The organism is Mycolicibacterium chengduense (assembly GCF_033741155.1).
GTDB lineage: Bacteria > Actinomycetota > Actinomycetes > Mycobacteriales > Mycobacteriaceae > Mycobacterium.
In genome coordinates this window covers 321,253-337,636 of sequence record NZ_JAWQNH010000006.1, presented here as the reverse complement: position 1 = coordinate 337,636, position 16,384 = coordinate 321,253, and the positions used below count along the sequence as shown (strand labels likewise).

Below are 16,384 nucleotides of genomic sequence, written 5' to 3'. Positions count from 1 at the left end.
GCACTCCGTCGTGCGTCCACCGCCGCCACGGCACAAGCTCACCTGAATGGCGCAACCACCTCGTCGAAGCCGGCGATCAGGTGCCCGCGGAACGGTTCGACATCCGGTATCGCTGCGGTATCCACGTTGAATCCGATGCCGCACACCTGATCGTAGGACAGCAGCGTGACGTTGAATGCCGACCCGAGCGTGGGCGAGAAGGCGTATTGACGCTGCACGGCGGCACCGCCCAGGTTCACCGGCGCCGTGGGGCCCGGTACATTGCTGGCGATGAAGTCGACGTTCTCGAACTGGGACCGGATGTAACACCGCGGCGCCAGGCTCACCGCGCCGGCCAGTACTGAGGTATAGGCCAGTGATTTCTCCGCGCGCTGGGCACCGGCCAACCGGTGGATGTTACGCATGCGCACCTCGGGGCCGGCCGGTCCGGCGGGAATGCGGAACCGCATCAACGTTGTTCGGTTTCCGCCTGGCTGATCCGTCGCGTTCCGCAGATTGATCGGCATGGTCACCGTGAATTCCGCGACCATGCCACGGTCGGCGTGATAGCCCCGTAGTCCCGCGGTGACGGCGGCGAGGAAGGCGTCGTTGAGCGAGCCACCGGCGACCGCCGCGGCCCGGTGCAGCGCCTGGGTCGGCACCTCGTGCACAAAGACCGCGCGAAGGCTGCTGCGCGCGAACATCGACGGTGATCCACGCCGGTGCGGGCCGGCGGCGCGCCACAGTGATGTGGCGGTCGCGCCGGCCGACCGTACCGAGCCGGCGGGATGCCGGGTGGCGTGCAGGAGCAGCCCCGGCATGGTGCGCACCGAACCGTGAAGTGCCCGCATAGCCGCACCGACCGAGGCGGAAACAACCTCGCCGAGTTGGCTCCGCACCTGAGGCGAGGCGGCTTCGGCCGGGGCGGTGACGACAGACCGGCCCCGGCAACCGATCTGCCGCGGATCATCGAACAGGTACCGGCTGATCTCGACGGCACCCACGCCGTCGGTCAGCGCATGGTTCATCCTGCACAGCAGCGCAGCTCCCCCACCGGCCATCTCCTCGATGAGCGTTGCTTCCCACAGCGGACGCGCCGGGTCGAAATCTGCCATCGCGGCTACCCGGGCCAATTCCAGGACCGCAGCGAGGTCACCGGCGCCGGGTGCGCCCACCCGGCGAACGTGGAAGGCGAGGTCGAACTCGGGGTCGGGCTGCCAGCGCGGTGGCAGCGGCCACCGCGAGGGCACCACTCGGGCACGAAACATCGGCACGTGGTGGCTGAGACCTCGGAACCGTCCGACAACGGTTGCGAAGTCCGGTGATCGGTCCAGCAGCAGCAACGAGACGATCGTCGACCGCATCCGAGGATCGGCACCGATGGACCAGATGAACGCGTCACTGCTGCGCAGAAAGGTGGTCACGGCACATCCTGTTCCCCGGCGGTCCTGAACGGCCAGGGGCGAGCCGCCGAGGGGTCACGGCTCGCCCCGGCACGGTCTACTTCTCGTCGCCGTCCGGGCGCGTCAACGCACGGTCAGCGGTGCGGATGAGCTTGCGATTGAACTGATATTGGGCGGCCGCCAGAGTGTCTGCCAAGTCGACGGCAGCGTCGATGATCTTGGCCCGCAGGGGTTGGACAGCCTCGGGAATTGCTTCGTCGAGGGTCCGACTGAACTTGCGCAACGCCTCTGCAGCCGCGTGCTGGCCCATACGGGCGGATTCTCGAACCTCATCGAAGAGATCGGCCGGCTGCGTCGTCGAAGAAGGGGATTTCGTGGTTTCGGTCATCGGGTGTCCTTCGGATGGTGGTTTTGCGTTCGCAGCCAACGGTATTCACTCTCTCGGCCGGCCGATAGCGACGAAAGTCCCGAACCGAGCCGGCCGATGGTCCCGCGCGCCGATGACACGGCGACGGCTACTTATCCGTTGCGAGCGCGGTGAGCCGCCGCACCCCCAGCTCGATGCCCCGCGTCAGCTCGTCGATGTCGGACGCGGTGTCATAATCGGCGGTGATGCCGAAATACAGGCTGTCGGCGTAACTCATGATCGCAATTCCCGTTCGCAGCTGCAGCGCAATCGGCGGAATCGGCAGGACACGCAGCACCCGGCAACCCATGATCTTGAGCCGGCGCCGCGGCCCCGGCACATTGGTCGCCAGGGTGACGACACCACGCTGCGGCAACCGCATGAGCACCCGTACCGCCCAGGCCGTCAACGGAAACGGTAAGGCGCTCAACGCCCCTACGAAAATGCTGCCCGCTTCGCGCTGGCCCGTCTTCTTCGACCTCGCGAGTCGGCGATGCACCGACTGCAGCTGCTGCACCGGATCCTGCTTCTCGACCGGGAGGAGGGGCAGCATCAACGACACCCGGTTGTCCGTGCGGTCCAACGCAGTATTGTCACGGACGGACACCGGCACCAGCGTCCGAAGCGACGTTCGCTGCGGCTCGGCGCCCCGACGCCGTAGGCCGTCCCGATAGCTGGAGGTGATGGCCGCCAACGCCACGTCGTTGAGCGTGACGTCGAAGACACTGGTGATCTTCTCGACGTCCCGCAGCCGAACCTGGGCGGCGCTATAGCGCCGCATCGCGGTGACCGGGCCCCTCAGGGACGACCCCGCGGCCGGACCCAGCAATCCCGCCGCAAGCTGTGCGGCGCCGGCGATTGTCGTGGTCGCCGCATCGGGCAGCGCGGCCGCGCCCCGCCACAGCGTATTCACCCACTCCAACGGGTTCAGACTCATGCCTGCCGTCTTCGCGCCGTCACCTGCGTTCGCCGTCGCGGCACGGATCTGGGTGGCGAAGGTACCACTACTTCCCTGGTCGCTGAGACTGGACAGCAGGTGCACGGTGGCGATGCCGTCGGCGATGCAATGGTGCATCTTCATCAGCAATGCCCACCGTCCGGCCTCGACGCCCTCGATGATCCAGCACTCCCAGAGCGGCCGATCGCGGTCCAAGCGACGCTCCATGACGTCGGCAACGAACCGGAACAGCGCCCCGTCGTCACCACCGTGCGGAAGTGCCGCGCGGTGAATGTGGTGATACGGATCGAAATGTGGATCTGGTTTCCACTGTGGTGCAGCCAAATCCAGTCGGTGCGTGAGCAAGACCTGCTGTAGCCGGGCCACCTTTGCGACTCGGGTCGCGATCGAATCCGCAACGCTGTCATAGGCCGGCATCGGACCCTCGAGCACCGCCACGGCTCCGAGGGCAAGGCTCACATGCCGGTCGGCGTCCTCGGCTTCCAAAAATGCTGCGTCCAACGGCGACAAGTGGTCCATGCGGTGACTCTTCGCCAATAACAGGACCCCCGCGTAGAGGCGAAGGTCCCGAACTCGTGCACAGATCCTCGGCACCTCGACTGAGGACTTTGGACTCTCCTTTGTGAGCCAGCCGGCGATGCACGATGGTCTGCGGGAAGAAAGCCGACATCGAAGGGACGGTCGCCGTGAAGAACATCGCCGAGCGAGTCGACCCATGAGCGTCCGGGTCGACGGCAGTGCTCTCACCCGCCGTCATCCGTTCGCACCGATATCGCGCCCGATCCGGCGACCGGCAGCGAGTCGGGGAACACCGCGCGCGACGTGGGAGTCCGTCGTCATGCGCAGCTGGCTGTTCGACGGGCAGGGCGCAGAGCTCGCGACGCATCTCGGCGACATGTGCGGTACCACCTTTCACCTGGCGGACTTCCCTTCCGGTCATCGACTGTTCAGGCAGGGCGAGCCCGGCGACCGGGTGTACGTGATCATCTCGGGCCTGGTCAAGATGTCCTGCCCGGTGGCACACGGCAGCGAGGTGGTCCGGGACGTGAAGGGCCCAGGTGATGTCGTCGGAGAACTGTCGATGTTCGACCCCGGCCTTCGAAGCGAGACCGCAACGTGCCAAACGCTGGTACGGACGGGATGGCTCACCAGCTCGTCGCTACGGCGGTTGGCACACCGGCATCCCGATCTGGCCCAGCGATGGTTGCAGGCGCTCTCGCGTCAAGTGCAAGAACGCGAGTCCGAGATCGCCGGCGTGGTCGCCGCCGACGTTGCGACCCGGGTTGCCCGGCAGATCGTCGGTCTCACCGACCGATTCGGCGAGGATGGCCAGTTTTCCGACGGGACCGTGCATGTGTATCACTCGCTCACGAGGCAGGAGTTCGCGCAGCTTGCCGGTGCCAGGCGTGAGGCCGTGAGCCAGGCGCTCGCCAAGTTCGTCGAGCGCGGTTGGCTCGTCACGACACCTGGCGGCTTCGACGTGTACGACCTGGACGCCCTGCGCCGCAGGGCGCAAGGGGCCTTCCCGGATGTCCGAAGGGGGTGGCCGGCGTGACCGGGACCGAACTCAAGGCGCGGGTCCTGTGCGATGCGGTGGAGATGGCTTGCCGCGCACCGTCGCTCTACAACAGTCAGCCCTGGCGCTGGGTGGCCGAAGGATCGTCGACGCTCCATCTCTACGCCGACATCGGTCGAGCGCTGACCAACATCGATCCGCTCGGACGCGAGGTGTATCTGAGCTGTGGTGCAGCCCTGGATCATCTGGTGGTCGCATTGTCGGCCTCGGGGTGGGACGCGGAGGTTCAGCGATTTCCGAACCCGGATGTCCCGCTGCACCTGGCCACCATCCGCGTTCGCCCGGTGGTCGATGACGTGTCACCCCGGGCTCGTGCGCGCGCCGAGGCGATCTTGGCGCGCCGCACCGATCTGAACCACTTCCGTGCGCCGGCGGCCTGGCCCGACCTGGAGGTGAGGCTGCGCCAAACGGTCATTCCCTACCACGTCATGTTCGACACGGTATTGACTGTCGACCGGCCGCAGTTGGCCGAAATGTCCAGGCTGACTGCGGAGATCCGGCACAACGACCACACCTTCGGGTCCGAGTTGGCCTGGTGGAGTCCAGATGGCGACCGCTCTGAGGTCGTGGTGCTGTCGACCTCCCACGGGGATTCCCACCACGACCTGCTGCGCTGCGGGGAGGCGCTGTCGGCCGTTCTGCTCGAATGCACGCTGGCCGGCCATGCGTCCTGCACGCTCTCCCATATCACCGAGCTCGCCCAGCCAAGGGAACTGCTCCGCGCCCTGATCGGCCAGCGCGGCACCCCGCAACTTCTCATCAGAGTGGGTCAGGCCGGGGCGGAAGTCGATGGTGCATCGATGGATTCGTCGTCGTGGCCGGTGGCCCTGTCGCCGCGCAAGCCACTTTCACATGTGATGGAGTTTCGGCCAGAAGGATAGCCACTCACCGCAACGACCAGTCGCTGGTGTCGATGCCGCCCGGTCATCCGATATCGCATCGATCATGGATGTCACCCCACACGACGATCGCGCTGAGTTAGCGGTGTTGGTGGCCCGCCAGGACGTGGACCAGCAATCGGCTGTCGTGGTGCGCTAGCCCAGACGATGTGAGGTCAGTCGATCAGGAACTCGGTTCGGGGGTGTGCCCCGAGGCACGTACATGCGCTTCGGCGCGCATCCGCTCGACCATGTGCGGGTAGTGCAGCTCGAACGCGGGCCGCTCGGAACGGATCCGAGGCAGCTCGGTGAAGTTGTGCCGCGGCGGCGGGCACGAGGTGGCCCACTCCAGCGAGTTGCCGTAACCCCACGGATCATCCACCACCACCGGTTCGCCGTAGCGCCAGCTCTTGAACACGTTCCACACAAACGGCAGCGTCGAGATACCCAGGATGAACGCACCGATCGACGAGACGACGTTCAACGTGGTGAACCCGTCGGTCGGCAGATAGTCCGCGTAGCGGCGGGGCATGCCCGCATCGCCCAGCCAGTGCTGCACCAGGAAGGTGGTGTGGAAGCCGATGAACGTCAGCCAGAAGTGCAGCTTGCCCCATCGTTCGTCCAGCAGGCGGCCCGTCATCTTCGGGAACCAGAAGTAGATGCCCGCGTAGGTGGCGAACACGATGGTGCCGAACAAGGTGTAATGAAAGTGCGCCACAACGAAATACGAATCGGTCACGTGGAAGTCCAGCGGCGGGCTGGCCAGCAACACGCCCGACAGGCCGCCCAGCAGAAAAGTCACCATGAACCCGACCGAGAACAGCATGGGTGTCTCGAACGTCAGCGTGCCCTTCCACATGGTGCCGATCCAGTTGAAGAACTTGATACCCGTCGGAACAGCGATCAGGAACGTCATGAACGAGAAGAACGGCAGGAGAACCGCACCCGTGGCGTACATGTGGTGCGCCCACACCGCCACCGACAGCGCGCCGATCGCAAACGTCGCGTAGATCAGCGTGGTGTAGCCGAAGATGGGCTTGCGGCTGAACACCGGCACCACTTCGCTGATGATCCCGAAGAAAGGCAGCGCGATGACATAGACCTCAGGGTGACCGAAGAACCAGAACAGGTGCTGATAGAGAACCATGCCACCGTTGGCCGGGTCATAGACGTGTGCACCCAGCCGGCGATCGGCGGCCAGCGCGAACAGCGCCGCGGTCAGCAGCGGGAAGATCACCAGCACCAGTACCGAGGTCACCAGGATGTTCCAGGTGAAGATCGGCATCCGGAACATCGTCATACCGGGGGCACGCATGCAGACCACCGTGGTGATCATGTTCACGGCCCCCAGGATGGTGCCAAGGCCGCCCACGGCGATACCCAGAATCCATAGGTCGGCACCGGCACCAGGGCTGTGTACGGCGTCCGAGAGCGGCGTATAGGCGGTCCAGCCGAAGTCGGCGGCGCCACCGGGAGTGATGAATCCGGCCAGAGCAATCAATGCACCGAAAGCGAACAGCCAGAACGACAACGCGTTCAGCCGCGGGAAGGCGACGTCGGGGGCACCGATCTGCAGCGGCAGCACCAGGTTGGCGAAGCCGAACACGATCGGGGTCGCGTAGAACAGCAGCATCGCCGTCCCGTGCATGGTGAACAGCTGGTTGTATTGCTCATTGGACAGGAACTGCAACCCCGGGCGCACCAGCTCGGCACGTATCAGCAGGGCCATCAGGCCGCCGATCATGAAGAAGACGAAACACGCGACGCAATACATGATGCCGATCAGCTTGTGATCGGTCGTCGTGATCAGTTTGTAGATCAGGTTGCCTTTGGGGCCCATCCGTTGTGGGAATGGACGCCGTGCCTCGAGTTCTCCGATTGGGGGCGCTTCGGCTACCACGTGACCTTCTTTCCACGACGGCTCGGCGACGGCACAGCCATGTCGCGGTGCCGGCGCCCGAACGCCTCAACTCTGCGTGACGGTGGCGGCCGGATCTAGAGCACAAAGGCCCTAGACCCCCGCGGCCCCAATCCGGTCGGCACGGCCATCCAGTCGGGCGAACAACCTTGCCCGCCAACACTTTGGTGAGGCTACATTCGCTGGCAGAGCGAGTGGTCATTGCCTAATCTGATGACCATGTCGCATCCTGCCGAGCCGCATACCGGCTCCGTCTCCTCGAAGCTGAACTGGCTGAGGGCCGGAGTGCTCGGCGCCAACGACGGAATCGTCTCCACCGCAGGCATCGTCGTCGGTGTCGCCGCGGCGACGGTGGAACGCGGGCCCATCCTGATGGCTGGTGTCGCGGGGCTGGCCGCCGGTGCGGTGTCCATGGCATTGGGAGAATACGTATCGGTGAGCACGCAACGCGACACCGAACGTGCGCTGTTGACGAAGGAGCGCGCCGAGCTGCGTGACGATCCGGCGGCCGAGCTGGACGAACTCAAGCAGATCTATGCGGCCAAGGGCCTGTCGGAGTCGACAGCTCAGGCGGTCGCCACCGAACTCACCGCGCACGATGCGTTCGCCGCCCACGCCGAAGCCGAACTCGGGATCAAACCGGACGAGCTCACCAACCCCTGGCAGGCGGCCTTCTCCTCCGCGGCGGCCTTCATCACCGGGGCTCTGCTGCCGCTGCTGGCGATCCTGTTGCCGACACCGAGCGTGCGGATCCCCGTCACGGTGGTCGCCGTCCTGATAGCCCTGGCAATTACCGGCTCGGTGTCGGCCCGCCTCGGCGGCGCGCCGCGAGGTCGGGCCGTCGTTCGCAATATCGTCGGCGGCGGTCTGGCGCTGGCCATCACCTACGCGATCGGACTCTTCGTCGGAACAGTCGTGGGCTGAGTTCGACGGAGGACCTGAGGTTCCATCTGAGGTGCGCGCCTGGCGCTCGAGGGAGTCGTGCGTCATGTTCCAGCAAACGCCACGGGCAAACTGTAGGACGATCCGGTCGACAGCGCCGCGGAGTCGGCAGATATCCACTTCAAGCCATATCCAAATATTCCGCCGAAGAGCAGACTGGTCGCCATGGCAAAAATTCTGTTCGTAATGACGGGCGCCAGCTACTGGACGCTCGCCGACGGGTCCCGACATCCCACGGGTTACTGGGCGGAGGAGTTCGCCGCGCCATATCGTGAGCTGTCCGGCGCCGGCCACGAGATCGTGGTGGCCACACCAGCCGGTGTCGTGCCGTATGTCGACGTGGTCAGTCTGCGGCCCGATATGGCGGGTAGCGCCGAGATCGCTGGGCAACTGGCCGAAACCCTGCGCATCGCCGAGGAGTTGCGTCGGCCCCTGCGCCTGTCGGACGTCCGAGTCGAAGACTACGACGCCGTGTATTACCCCGGTGGCCACGGCCCCATGGAGGATCTGTGGCAGGACGCCGACTCCGGGCGGTTACTGGTCGCAGCCCTGGCGTCCGGCAAACCGTTGGCAATCGTGTGCCATGCACCGGTAGCGATGATGGCGACCCGCCGCGACGGTGTCAGCCCCTTCCGCGGGTACCGCGCCACCTGCTTCACCAACGACGAGGAGGATGCGGTGGGACTTCGCGCGAGGGCGCGATGGACCGCGGAGGACGAGCTGATCAAACTGGGTGTCGAGTTCAGCCGCGGTCCCCTCTGGGAGCCGTACATCTTGGTCGACCGCAACCTCTACACCGGGCAGAACCCGGCGTCGGCGGGGCCGCTCGCCAACGAGTTCCTCAAGAAGCTCACCTAGCCGGCGCCCTTGCCGTTGTCGACGCGGTAGACCGCGCCGTGGATGGCGGCCGCCGCATCGCTCGCCAGGAAAGCGATCACGTTGGCCACGTCGAGCGGTTGCATGAAACCGCGCGGCGCCGCGGAGCGCAGGATCAGATCGAAATCCGGGTTCTCGGGTGGGCTGAACTGCTCGATCTGCGGTGTCAGCATCCCGCCCGGGCACACGGCGTTGACTCGCAAGCGGTCTTTGGTGAACTCCACCGCGAGCGCTCGGGTGAGTCCGATCAGCCCGTGCTTGGCCGCACAGTAGCCGGCCGAGTAGGCCTGGCCCTCCACCCCGGCGATGGATGCGACGTTGACGATGTTCCCGCCGCGGTCGAGCAGATGCGGGAGGGCGGCCCGGCACAGCGCCGCCGGGCCGGTGAGATTGACGGCGAGATCATCGGCCCAGTCCTGATCGGTCAGTGTTTCCGTGCGGCGCATCTGATGTCTACCCGCCACATTGACGAGAATGTCCAGGGCCCCCCACCGCGTGACGCATTCATGCATCGCGTCTCGGCAGGCCTGCGCGGAGGTCACGTCGACGACGGCGTACGACCCGTGTCGGACGTCGTCGAACACCGCCGCCAGGCGGGTGGCATCCCGGCCGATGCCGAAAACCGTTGCGCCCTGGCGCGACAACAGCCTGGCAGTCTCGGCTCCGAGGCCCGAGGACGCCCCGGTGACGAACGCGATCTTGCCTTGCAGGTCGGACATCACGCCCCGGTTTGCTGGAGATTGGCGGCCACCTCGCGCTGCCAGAACTCGTTGGCGTGCGTGGTGTCCACCTCCAATTCGAAGCGATCGGTCATGTCGCTGGTCACGTCGGCGAGGTCGACATAGAACTGCTCATACCAGCGCCGGTGTTGGTACACTGCGCCGTCCTCTTCGGTCAACAGCGGATTGTCGATGCGGCTCTTGTGCTTCCAGATCTCGACATCCTCCAGGAAGCCCTCGCCGAATGACCGGTTCATCGCCGTGGCAAGCTTGGCGGCATTCTCCGGCGGCATGCCCGGGATCAGCTGTACTGCCACACCCCACTGCAGAACAAACGAATCATGGGTCACCGGGTAGTGACAGTTGATCAGGGCCACTTCGATGGTGAAGTCGGGCGCCACGTCGTTGTGCAACCAGTTGATCATGTAGGCCGGCCCGAAGTAAGTGGCCTCGGAGCGAAGCTTTGTTCCCTCCCAGAGCTTTTCGTAATTCTTCGTGGTGTCCGGGCGCGCCCTGGATTCCATGAACTGCGAGGCGGTGTGACCTTCGATGACATTCTTGAAGTAGGTCGGGTAGGCGTGATGGATGTAGAAGAAGTGCGCCATGTCGACGTTGTTGTCGACGATCTCGCGGCAATGCGACCCCTCGATGAGAATCGAATTCCATGACCACGGCGACCACTGCCCGTCGTCGTAGCCCTCGAGGGTCGGAGGGAACAGCTCGGCCGGGGGCTGGCTGCCTTCGGGGTCGTGCCAGACCAGTAGCTGGCCGTTCACCTCGCCGGTGGGCCAGCGCCGGGTGCGGGCCAGTCGCGGGGTGCGTTTGGCGTAGGGCACCAGTGCGCACTTGCCGGTCGAGCCGTCCCAGCGCCAGTCGTGGAACGGGCATGCCACCGAATCACCCTTGACCGAACCCTGCGACAGGTCACCGCCCATGTGCCGGCAGTAGGCGTCGAGCACCTGCAGGCGGCCCCGAGTGTCCGCGAACACCACGAGCCGGGTGCCGAACGCGTTGACCGCATGCGGCGTACCGTCCCGGAAGTCGTCGGCCAACCCGATGCAATGCCAGCCGCGGGCGAAGCGCTGCATGGGCCGACCGGTGTCGATCTCCCGGATCTCGTCGATGTCCGCCACCATGGCGCCTCCTCAGCTCGTCACGAGCATATTAAGCATCTTCGCTTATTTTGTCAGCCATGTTTATTATCTAAGGCCATGACGCGAGGTGAACAGGCGCGGATCGCGATCCTCGACGCGGCCGAACAGTTGATCGCGGCACGCGGCGCCCAGGTGCCGCTGCGCGATATCGCCCTCGCCGCGGGCCAGCGCAACAACTCTGCGGTCAACTACTACTTCAGCAACCGCCAGGAGTTGATCGACGCCGTGGTCCGACGGCGGCTCGCGCCGATGGAACGCGAGCGACGGCTGATGCTCGACGCGCTCGGCCCCACCGCCGACGTACACGCCCTGCTCCGAGTGCTGATGCTCCCCCTGACCGCCGTCGACAGCGATTGTTACGCAAGCTTTCTCCGGGCATCGGCGGTGTATTTGCCGACCGATACCGACGGGGCGCAGCAGTCGGCGTGGGGCGCGGTACTGGACCGCCTGGCCCGCGCCGTCCCGACCACCGATCCGTCGGCGCGCCGCCGTCGCATTGCGGCACTGGGCACCACAATGTTCGCCCTGCTCGCCGAGCGGGAGCGGTCGGCCGAATCGGTCGGAGACGTCGACGACATCATCACGATGCTCGCGGCGATGCTGACCGCACCGGTGCGCGAGCCGGCGCTGACCCGCTAGGCGCGCCGGTCCCGCCCGCCGCTATCGTCGGCTGAAGAAGCACAGCGCAACCGAGAGGCGGCCATGCCCCCAGATCCAGCCACCTGCACGGTCACCGAACGCCGGATCGGCACCGTCACCGTGCTCACGGTGACCGGGACCGTCGACATGATCACCGCGCCCCAGCTGGATACCGCATTGGCGGCGGCCATGGCGACAGCACCGCACGCGGTGATCGTGGACCTGACCGCCGTCGACTTCCTGGCCTCGACCGGGATGGGTGTGCTGGTCGCCGCGCACGACGCGCTGCCGGCCACAACGCGGTTCGCAGTCGTCGCCGACGGTCCCGGCACCAGCCGTCCGCTCGACCTGATCGGATTCGCGGGCGTCCTCGGGGTGGTTCCGACGTTGGACGCGGCACTGAGCGCCGTCACCGCGTGACGACGGGTTGGAATTGGGAACTCACACAGGTGGGTAGGCCGGCGGCGGATACGTGCCGCGAAGCCCCCACGCCAGCCAGCTGAAGAAGTACTCGAGCTCGTCGCTGGCGTCATAGTCGGGACTCGGATCCACCGGGCGCCTCCAAATCTTTCGTCGATGTGGTCACTCGGCTTCGAGCCGGCGCAAGGCTCGGAACGCATACGGCGTCAGAACCGCAATGAGCACGAAGAACATCACGAACACCGCCCAGAAATTGAGCACGCCGTGCCACGCGAACGGCCCCGTGCGCGCGAACGGGATGAACACCAGCGGGATGTACACCGCCGCCGTCAGGAAGCACATGTAGCCCGTCCAGCGCGGAAACAGCGGTTGCACCCGTCGATCCTTGAGGATGGCGATACCAATGGCGACACTCTGCAGGAACGAGAACATCCACGTCAGATCGAAGAACAACCAGCCAAGGTCGTACAGCAGTTGCACGCTCTCGGCCGATCGGGCTTCGGAACGAAACGCTGCCGTCTGCCATACGATCGCCGGAACCACGGTGACAACGCCTGTCATCAACCCGCCGATCAACTCGGTCATGGACAAAGGACCCATCGGACCCTCCATCCGGCTGATGATCTTCGACAGCGCGATGCTCCACGTGTAGTAGCACGGCGCACCGACCGCCATCAGGACCATGCCGACCCGGATCGAGGCCTCGTGTTCGCGGAAGTACGCGGCGATGCCGGCCGCACCGAGGTCTTCGCCCGGCGGCGGCCAAAAACCCGCGAACACGGCGAATCCCAACAGCCCCAGCCCGGCATACACCACCACCGACCACAATCCGATGCGAAGGAATCGGTAGTCGGCGCGCTCGGAAACAGCTCCGTCATGCATCGCGGGATTCAATGTTGCGGTCATTGCGGTCCTTCCACCTCCCCATGCGGCCCACATCGACGCGGCGCCGTCAGTCCCTGCCGAGCGAGAGATTAATCGAATTTTGGATAGAAAACATCGGAACGGGGTTTTATGTCGGCATGAAACCGGTCCACCCAATGCGGGCGGCTTCACTACCACTCCGGCGGTTTACCGCCAATGAAGCCGTGTTCTAATCCTAAATAGAATATTGGGCTCGCTCGCCAGGAACGCTGAACGAAGAGGTCAGATGCCATGAACACACCCGAACCCGCCTCGGCGTCTGACACCGTTGCCACGACAGCCGACGGCATGTGGGCTCGGCCCGCCGCGGTCGGTCGGTGGCTGCAACAACAGGTCCCCGACATCGCCCCGCCGGTCACCGTGGAGCGTGTCGGTATCGGACAGTCGAACATCACCACCATCGTCCGAGACCAGGCCGGGCACGAGTGGGTGATGCGCGAGCCCCCGCCCTCTGCCACCACGGGCAACGCTCACGACGTGGTCCGGGAAGCACAGATCTTACGTGCGCTGGAGCCCACGGACGTGCCCGTTCCCGGCGTCGTCGGAACCGGCCTGAGTCCTGCCGGGACACCATTCCTGGTCATGAGGCGGGCGCCTGGTGCACCCCTGGAGAGCGAGGACGACGCACGGGCCTTGTCCCCGAGCCAGCGTTATGCCCTGGGCATCTCGGTCATCGAGACACTGGCCCGACTGCACCGCCTCGATCCGGCGATTCTGGGCCTGGCCACGTCCACCACCCCCTATCTGATCCGACAGTTGCGGCGGGTCGCCACATCCTGGCATCGGCTACCCGACGGCAGTCGACACCATCAGGCCTGGCAACGTGTTTTCGACAGCCTGCAGCGCCGGCGCCCGCAGCCGTCACCACCTGTGGTGATGCACGGCGACTATCGGCTCTCGAATCTGCTGGTGTCCGCCGGCGAGATCACAGCGGTGCTGGACTGGGAACTGTGCACTGTCGGCGACCCGTACGCCGATCTGGCCTGGCTACTCGACGACTGGCGGCCGGCAGCGGAGTCCGCCATCGCGATGCCCTCCCCTACCCGAGCCGGCGGCTTCCCGACGCGTGACGAGATGGTGGACGTCTACCGGGACATCACCGGCTTCGCGGTCGACGATCTCGACTATTACCGCGCCTTTTCTCAATGGCGGGCCGCCAGCCTCCTCGAGGGCGTGCGGGCGCGCCGGATGGCAGGCGCCATGGGGTCACACGCAGCGATCGCCCCAGAGCACCTCGACGAATCCATCGGCGTATTGCTGACATCAGCCGCCAGCCACCTGGCCCGGACTCCCCTGATGTGGGCCGACTACTCGCAGAGGCCGTAACGGATGACGGACTGGGCGTTGGCCACCACCTCTTCGATCGAACCGCGCCGGGGATTCCACCATTCCACAGCCCAGTTCAACGCTCCCAGCACTAGCATCTGGGCGATGTAGAGATCCAACTCGGGGCGCAGCAGGCCCTCGCGCGCCACATCGCTGATCAACCTGCGCCATATCTCGCCGTAGCGTTCTTCTTCCAGCACCTGCCGTTTACGGATCGCCTGCGGAACCTGACCGGCATTGCGGATCGCCGCTGTCGTGTAGTCCGAGATCTCCAGGGCATGGCGCAGATGCGCCTCGACGGCAACGAGCAGTTTGTCCAGCGGGGGTGTTCCGTCCGGTACGGCGTCCAGGACGGTGGCGACATGCGAACGCATGTCCGCGATACCCGACCACATGACCTCTTCGATGAGCTCGTCTCGGGACGGGAAGTAGTAATAGATGGCGGGAGCCTGCAACTCAGCCCTTGCCGCGACGTCGGTAAGTCGCAGGCCGGCATAGCCGCTCTCGGACAGCACATGTGCGGCCGCATCGAGGATCCGCGACCGCGTCAATGCCGACTTAGATTCCGCACCGAGGTCACCGGTGTCGTGCTGATCGACGGCTAACCGTGCGCTGTGCCTGGGCATTCGCCCATGATACGGCTGCTGACGCCCATTCATCGCCGTCGACGCCGCGACAGCCTACGTTCACGCGCGCCCGCGACCGCCACTCTCGCGGCCTCGGCGAATCCGCCCGACATCTTCCATGCGCTTAATCACGAATAGAAAAACCTTGACCCGGGGCCTTCCATTGCGCAGAGTTGACCCGTGGTACGCCAGCGCTCCGTTCCCCAGTCGACCGCACAACCCGCGGAATCTCCGGCATCCCCGCCCCGCCACCGATGGCGGGGCGGGGCGCCGTTATTGGGCGTTCTGATGCTGGCCAGCACAGCGCTCCTGTCGTCCGGCGTGGCGCACGCCGACAACCGGCGCTTCAACAATAGCGTGATAGCCAACGTCTACACGGTGCAGCATCAGGCGGGATGCCAGAACAATGTGGTCGCCAACCCACAACTGACGTTGGCGGCCCAGTGGCACGCCGTCGACATGCTCAATCACCGTGAACTCGATGGCGATCTCGGATCTGACGGCTCCACGCCGCAAACCCGTGCCGCCGCAGCGGGATACCGGGGCACGGTGCAACAGACCGTTGCCATCAACCCCGCGCTGGCGATCAGCGGGATCGAGTTGATGAACCGGTGGTACGGCGACCCGGAGTCGTTGGCAATCATGGCCAATTGCGCCAACACCCAGATGGGTGTGTGGTCGGAGAACAGCCTGGACCGCACGGTGGTCGTCGCGGTGTACGGCCATCCCGGCTGAACCACGAACCATACGATCACAACCTGGCCGTCACGACCGACACCGTGCACAGTTCGTCGTGACCGCCGCGGCCGAGCACCTCGATCACGGCCGAGGACCGTCCGATGTGCAGAACTCGGGCCGACGCCACGAACCGGTCATCGGCGGCCACCGGCCGCAGAAAGCTGATCTGCATGTGGGCGGTCGCCAGAGCCGGATTGTGCGCGCGAACCGCCTCGGCCGCAGCGAATTCCGAGACAGCGGCCGATACCCCACCGTGCAGGATGCCGAAGTCGTTGACCCACCGGCCAGCCTTGGTGACACTGATCTGACATCCCTCTTCGGTGGGTGATCGGCTCAGACCGAGCATGCCGTCGACGCTCGTTTCATCGACCGGAACATCCGGCACTACCAGGGTCTCAGACGCTTCGCGCGCGGTGGCCCCGACATAGACCATCCGCGCGCTGCCGACCACCAGCACCGTGCCGTCCTCGGCGCGGATCCGGCACTGCAGGAACGGATCGACGGCGGTGGGGACGGCGACCGCCTCGGCGACCAACATCTCGGCACCGACGGGCAGTTCGCCCACGATATCGAAGGCCAGTTCAGCAGTCAGCGGCCACTTGTCGGGTTCCCGCCGCCGATAGGGTAACTCGCCGAGAACATGGTCGACCAGCACCGCCAGGGCTCCCCGCAGGGGGCGGCCATCGTCATCCCGCAGCCACTCCGGTGCGCCGAACCGGCAACGGTAACCGCCGGCTTCCGTGGGGCCACAGTGCCGTAACCCGAAACGTGCCTCGACGGACCGCGGGTCCTCCACGATGCGGCACGCCCGCTCGTTACCGACACGATCGGAAGACGGCCACGACCTCGATGCCACGACGAACTCCTCACCAACGATATCGGCGTATTGGGCTTCATCCCGC

The 16,384-nt window shown here is 65.6% G+C and carries 17 protein-coding genes and 1 pseudogene; 8 read left to right on the top strand and 10 right to left on the bottom strand.

Annotation, left to right across the window (positions count from 1 at the left end; translation table 11 throughout):
• Window positions 1-38: 38 nt before the first annotated feature.
• The 3 genes from SBI67_RS23640 to SBI67_RS23630 all read right to left on the bottom strand — a co-directional run bounded on the left by SBI67_RS23640 (window position 39) and on the right by SBI67_RS23630 (window position 3,265).
• The gene (locus SBI67_RS23640; RefSeq protein ID WP_318982883.1) at window positions 39-1,403 is read right to left on the bottom strand and encodes a wax ester/triacylglycerol synthase domain-containing protein; all 1,365 of its coding nucleotides are present in this window, start codon (window positions 1,401-1,403) and stop codon (window positions 39-41) included.
• Window positions 1,404-1,479: 76 nt separating this feature from the next.
• Complete coding sequence (locus tag SBI67_RS23635; RefSeq protein WP_318982882.1) at window positions 1,480-1,770, bottom strand: hypothetical protein; 291 nt, start codon at window positions 1,768-1,770, stop codon at window positions 1,480-1,482.
• 127 nt (window positions 1,771-1,897) lie between these two features.
• A complete protein-coding gene (locus SBI67_RS23630) occupies window positions 1,898-3,265 on the bottom strand; it encodes a wax ester/triacylglycerol synthase family O-acyltransferase (RefSeq protein WP_318982881.1) in 1,368 nt (455 codons plus the stop codon).
• Window positions 3,266-3,584: 319 nt separating this feature from the next.
• On the opposite strand from SBI67_RS23630, the gene SBI67_RS23625 reads away from it, so the two are divergent.
• Window positions 3,585-4,301: a Crp/Fnr family transcriptional regulator gene (locus SBI67_RS23625; protein ID WP_318982880.1), complete on the top strand. Its 717-nt coding sequence runs from the start codon at window positions 3,585-3,587 to the stop codon at window positions 4,299-4,301.
• Entirely contained in the window at window positions 4,298-5,203 is a 906-nt protein-coding gene (locus SBI67_RS23620; RefSeq protein ID WP_318982879.1) for a nitroreductase family protein, read from the top strand. The genes SBI67_RS23625 and SBI67_RS23620 overlap by 4 nt, the downstream gene beginning before the upstream one ends.
• A 181-nt stretch (window positions 5,204-5,384) precedes the next feature.
• Here SBI67_RS23620 and ctaD read toward each other — a convergent pair whose 3' ends face one another.
• Window positions 5,385-7,100: an aa3-type cytochrome oxidase subunit I gene (ctaD, locus tag SBI67_RS23615; RefSeq protein ID WP_318982878.1), complete on the bottom strand. Its 1,716-nt coding sequence runs from the start codon at window positions 7,098-7,100 to the stop codon at window positions 5,385-5,387.
• Window positions 7,101-7,331: 231 nt separating this feature from the next.
• Between ctaD and SBI67_RS23610 the strand changes: the two genes are divergently transcribed.
• Together SBI67_RS23610 and SBI67_RS23605 are read left to right on the top strand one after the other, a co-directional pair.
• Entirely contained in the window at window positions 7,332-8,042 is a 711-nt protein-coding gene (locus SBI67_RS23610) for a VIT1/CCC1 transporter family protein (protein ID WP_413232551.1), read from the top strand.
• A 183-nt stretch (window positions 8,043-8,225) separates the two neighbouring features.
• Complete coding sequence (locus tag SBI67_RS23605; protein ID WP_318982877.1) at window positions 8,226-8,918, top strand: type 1 glutamine amidotransferase domain-containing protein; 693 nt, start codon at window positions 8,226-8,228, stop codon at window positions 8,916-8,918.
• Here the strand turns inward: SBI67_RS23605 and SBI67_RS23600 are convergent.
• A complete protein-coding gene (locus tag SBI67_RS23600; protein ID WP_318982876.1) occupies window positions 8,915-9,655 on the bottom strand; it encodes an SDR family NAD(P)-dependent oxidoreductase in 741 nt (246 codons plus the stop codon). The two genes, SBI67_RS23605 and SBI67_RS23600, sit on opposite strands and share 4 nt — an antisense overlap.
• Entirely contained in the window at window positions 9,655-10,791 is a 1,137-nt protein-coding gene (locus tag SBI67_RS23595) for a 3-ketosteroid-9-alpha-monooxygenase, oxygenase component (protein WP_318982875.1), read from the bottom strand. The genes SBI67_RS23600 and SBI67_RS23595 overlap by 1 nt, the downstream gene beginning before the upstream one ends.
• Before the next feature lie 75 nt (window positions 10,792-10,866).
• Here SBI67_RS23595 and SBI67_RS23590 point away from each other — a divergent pair, with 75 nt between their 5' ends.
• Complete coding sequence (locus SBI67_RS23590) at window positions 10,867-11,448, top strand: TetR family transcriptional regulator (RefSeq protein WP_318982874.1); 582 nt, start codon at window positions 10,867-10,869, stop codon at window positions 11,446-11,448.
• A gap of 63 nt (window positions 11,449-11,511) precedes the next feature.
• Window positions 11,512-11,868, top strand: a complete 357-nt coding sequence (locus tag SBI67_RS23585) for an STAS domain-containing protein (RefSeq protein ID WP_318982873.1) — start codon at window positions 11,512-11,514, stop codon at window positions 11,866-11,868.
• Between the two features lie 21 nt (window positions 11,869-11,889).
• Here the strand turns inward: SBI67_RS23585 and SBI67_RS23580 are convergent.
• Together SBI67_RS23580 and SBI67_RS23575 are read right to left on the bottom strand one after the other, a co-directional pair.
• Window positions 11,890-12,003 (bottom strand): annotated as a pseudogene (locus SBI67_RS23580) (CAP domain-containing protein); the annotation flags it as partial.
• 27 nt (window positions 12,004-12,030) lie between these two features.
• Entirely contained in the window at window positions 12,031-12,774 is a 744-nt protein-coding gene (locus SBI67_RS23575) for a hypothetical protein (protein WP_318982872.1), read from the bottom strand.
• Window positions 12,775-13,023: 249 nt separating this feature from the next.
• On the opposite strand from SBI67_RS23575, the gene SBI67_RS23570 reads away from it, so the two are divergent.
• Window positions 13,024-14,118: a phosphotransferase family protein gene (locus SBI67_RS23570; RefSeq protein ID WP_318982871.1), complete on the top strand. Its 1,095-nt coding sequence runs from the start codon at window positions 13,024-13,026 to the stop codon at window positions 14,116-14,118.
• Here SBI67_RS23570 and SBI67_RS23565 read toward each other — a convergent pair.
• Window positions 14,100-14,744, bottom strand: coding sequence for a TetR/AcrR family transcriptional regulator (locus tag SBI67_RS23565; RefSeq protein ID WP_318982870.1), 645 nt, complete (start codon window positions 14,742-14,744; stop codon window positions 14,100-14,102). The genes SBI67_RS23570 and SBI67_RS23565 overlap by 19 nt on opposite strands.
• Before the next feature lie 288 nt (window positions 14,745-15,032).
• On the opposite strand from SBI67_RS23565, the gene SBI67_RS23560 reads away from it, so the two are divergent.
• The gene (locus tag SBI67_RS23560; RefSeq protein WP_318982869.1) at window positions 15,033-15,479 is read left to right on the top strand and encodes a CAP domain-containing protein; all 447 of its coding nucleotides are present in this window, start codon (window positions 15,033-15,035) and stop codon (window positions 15,477-15,479) included.
• A gap of 16 nt (window positions 15,480-15,495) precedes the next feature.
• On the opposite strand, the gene SBI67_RS23555 is transcribed toward SBI67_RS23560, so the two are convergent.
• The gene (locus tag SBI67_RS23555; protein WP_318982868.1) at window positions 15,496-16,338 is read right to left on the bottom strand and encodes a PaaI family thioesterase; all 843 of its coding nucleotides are present in this window, start codon (window positions 16,336-16,338) and stop codon (window positions 15,496-15,498) included.
• Window positions 16,339-16,384: the final 46 nt, after the last annotated feature.

Coding starts and splice junctions, on each gene's coding strand:
- SBI67_RS23560 (WP_318982869.1), top strand. CDS start 15,033: ATGCTGGCCAGCACAGCGCTCCTGTCGTCCGGCGTGGCGCACGCCGAC.
- SBI67_RS23605 (WP_318982877.1), top strand. CDS start 8,226: ATGGCAAAAATTCTGTTCGTAATGACGGGCGCCAGCTACTGGACGCTC.
- SBI67_RS23575 (WP_318982872.1), bottom strand. CDS start 12,774: ATGACCGCAACATTGAATCCCGCGATGCATGACGGAGCTGTTTCCGAG.
- SBI67_RS23570 (WP_318982871.1), top strand. CDS start 13,024: ATGAACACACCCGAACCCGCCTCGGCGTCTGACACCGTTGCCACGACA.
- SBI67_RS23600 (WP_318982876.1), bottom strand. CDS start 9,655: ATGTCCGACCTGCAAGGCAAGATCGCGTTCGTCACCGGGGCGTCCTCG.
- SBI67_RS23635 (WP_318982882.1), bottom strand. CDS start 1,770: ATGACCGAAACCACGAAATCCCCTTCTTCGACGACGCAGCCGGCCGAT.
- SBI67_RS23565 (WP_318982870.1), bottom strand. CDS start 14,744: ATGCCCAGGCACAGCGCACGGTTAGCCGTCGATCAGCACGACACCGGT.
- SBI67_RS23630 (WP_318982881.1), bottom strand. CDS start 3,265: ATGGACCACTTGTCGCCGTTGGACGCAGCATTTTTGGAAGCCGAGGAC.
- SBI67_RS23590 (WP_318982874.1), top strand. CDS start 10,867: ATGACGCGAGGTGAACAGGCGCGGATCGCGATCCTCGACGCGGCCGAA.
- SBI67_RS23585 (WP_318982873.1), top strand. CDS start 11,512: ATGCCCCCAGATCCAGCCACCTGCACGGTCACCGAACGCCGGATCGGC.
- SBI67_RS23595 (WP_318982875.1), bottom strand. CDS start 10,791: ATGGTGGCGGACATCGACGAGATCCGGGAGATCGACACCGGTCGGCCC.
- SBI67_RS23610 (WP_413232551.1), top strand. CDS start 7,332: ATGACCATGTCGCATCCTGCCGAGCCGCATACCGGCTCCGTCTCCTCG.
- SBI67_RS23625 (WP_318982880.1), top strand. CDS start 3,585: ATGCGCAGCTGGCTGTTCGACGGGCAGGGCGCAGAGCTCGCGACGCAT.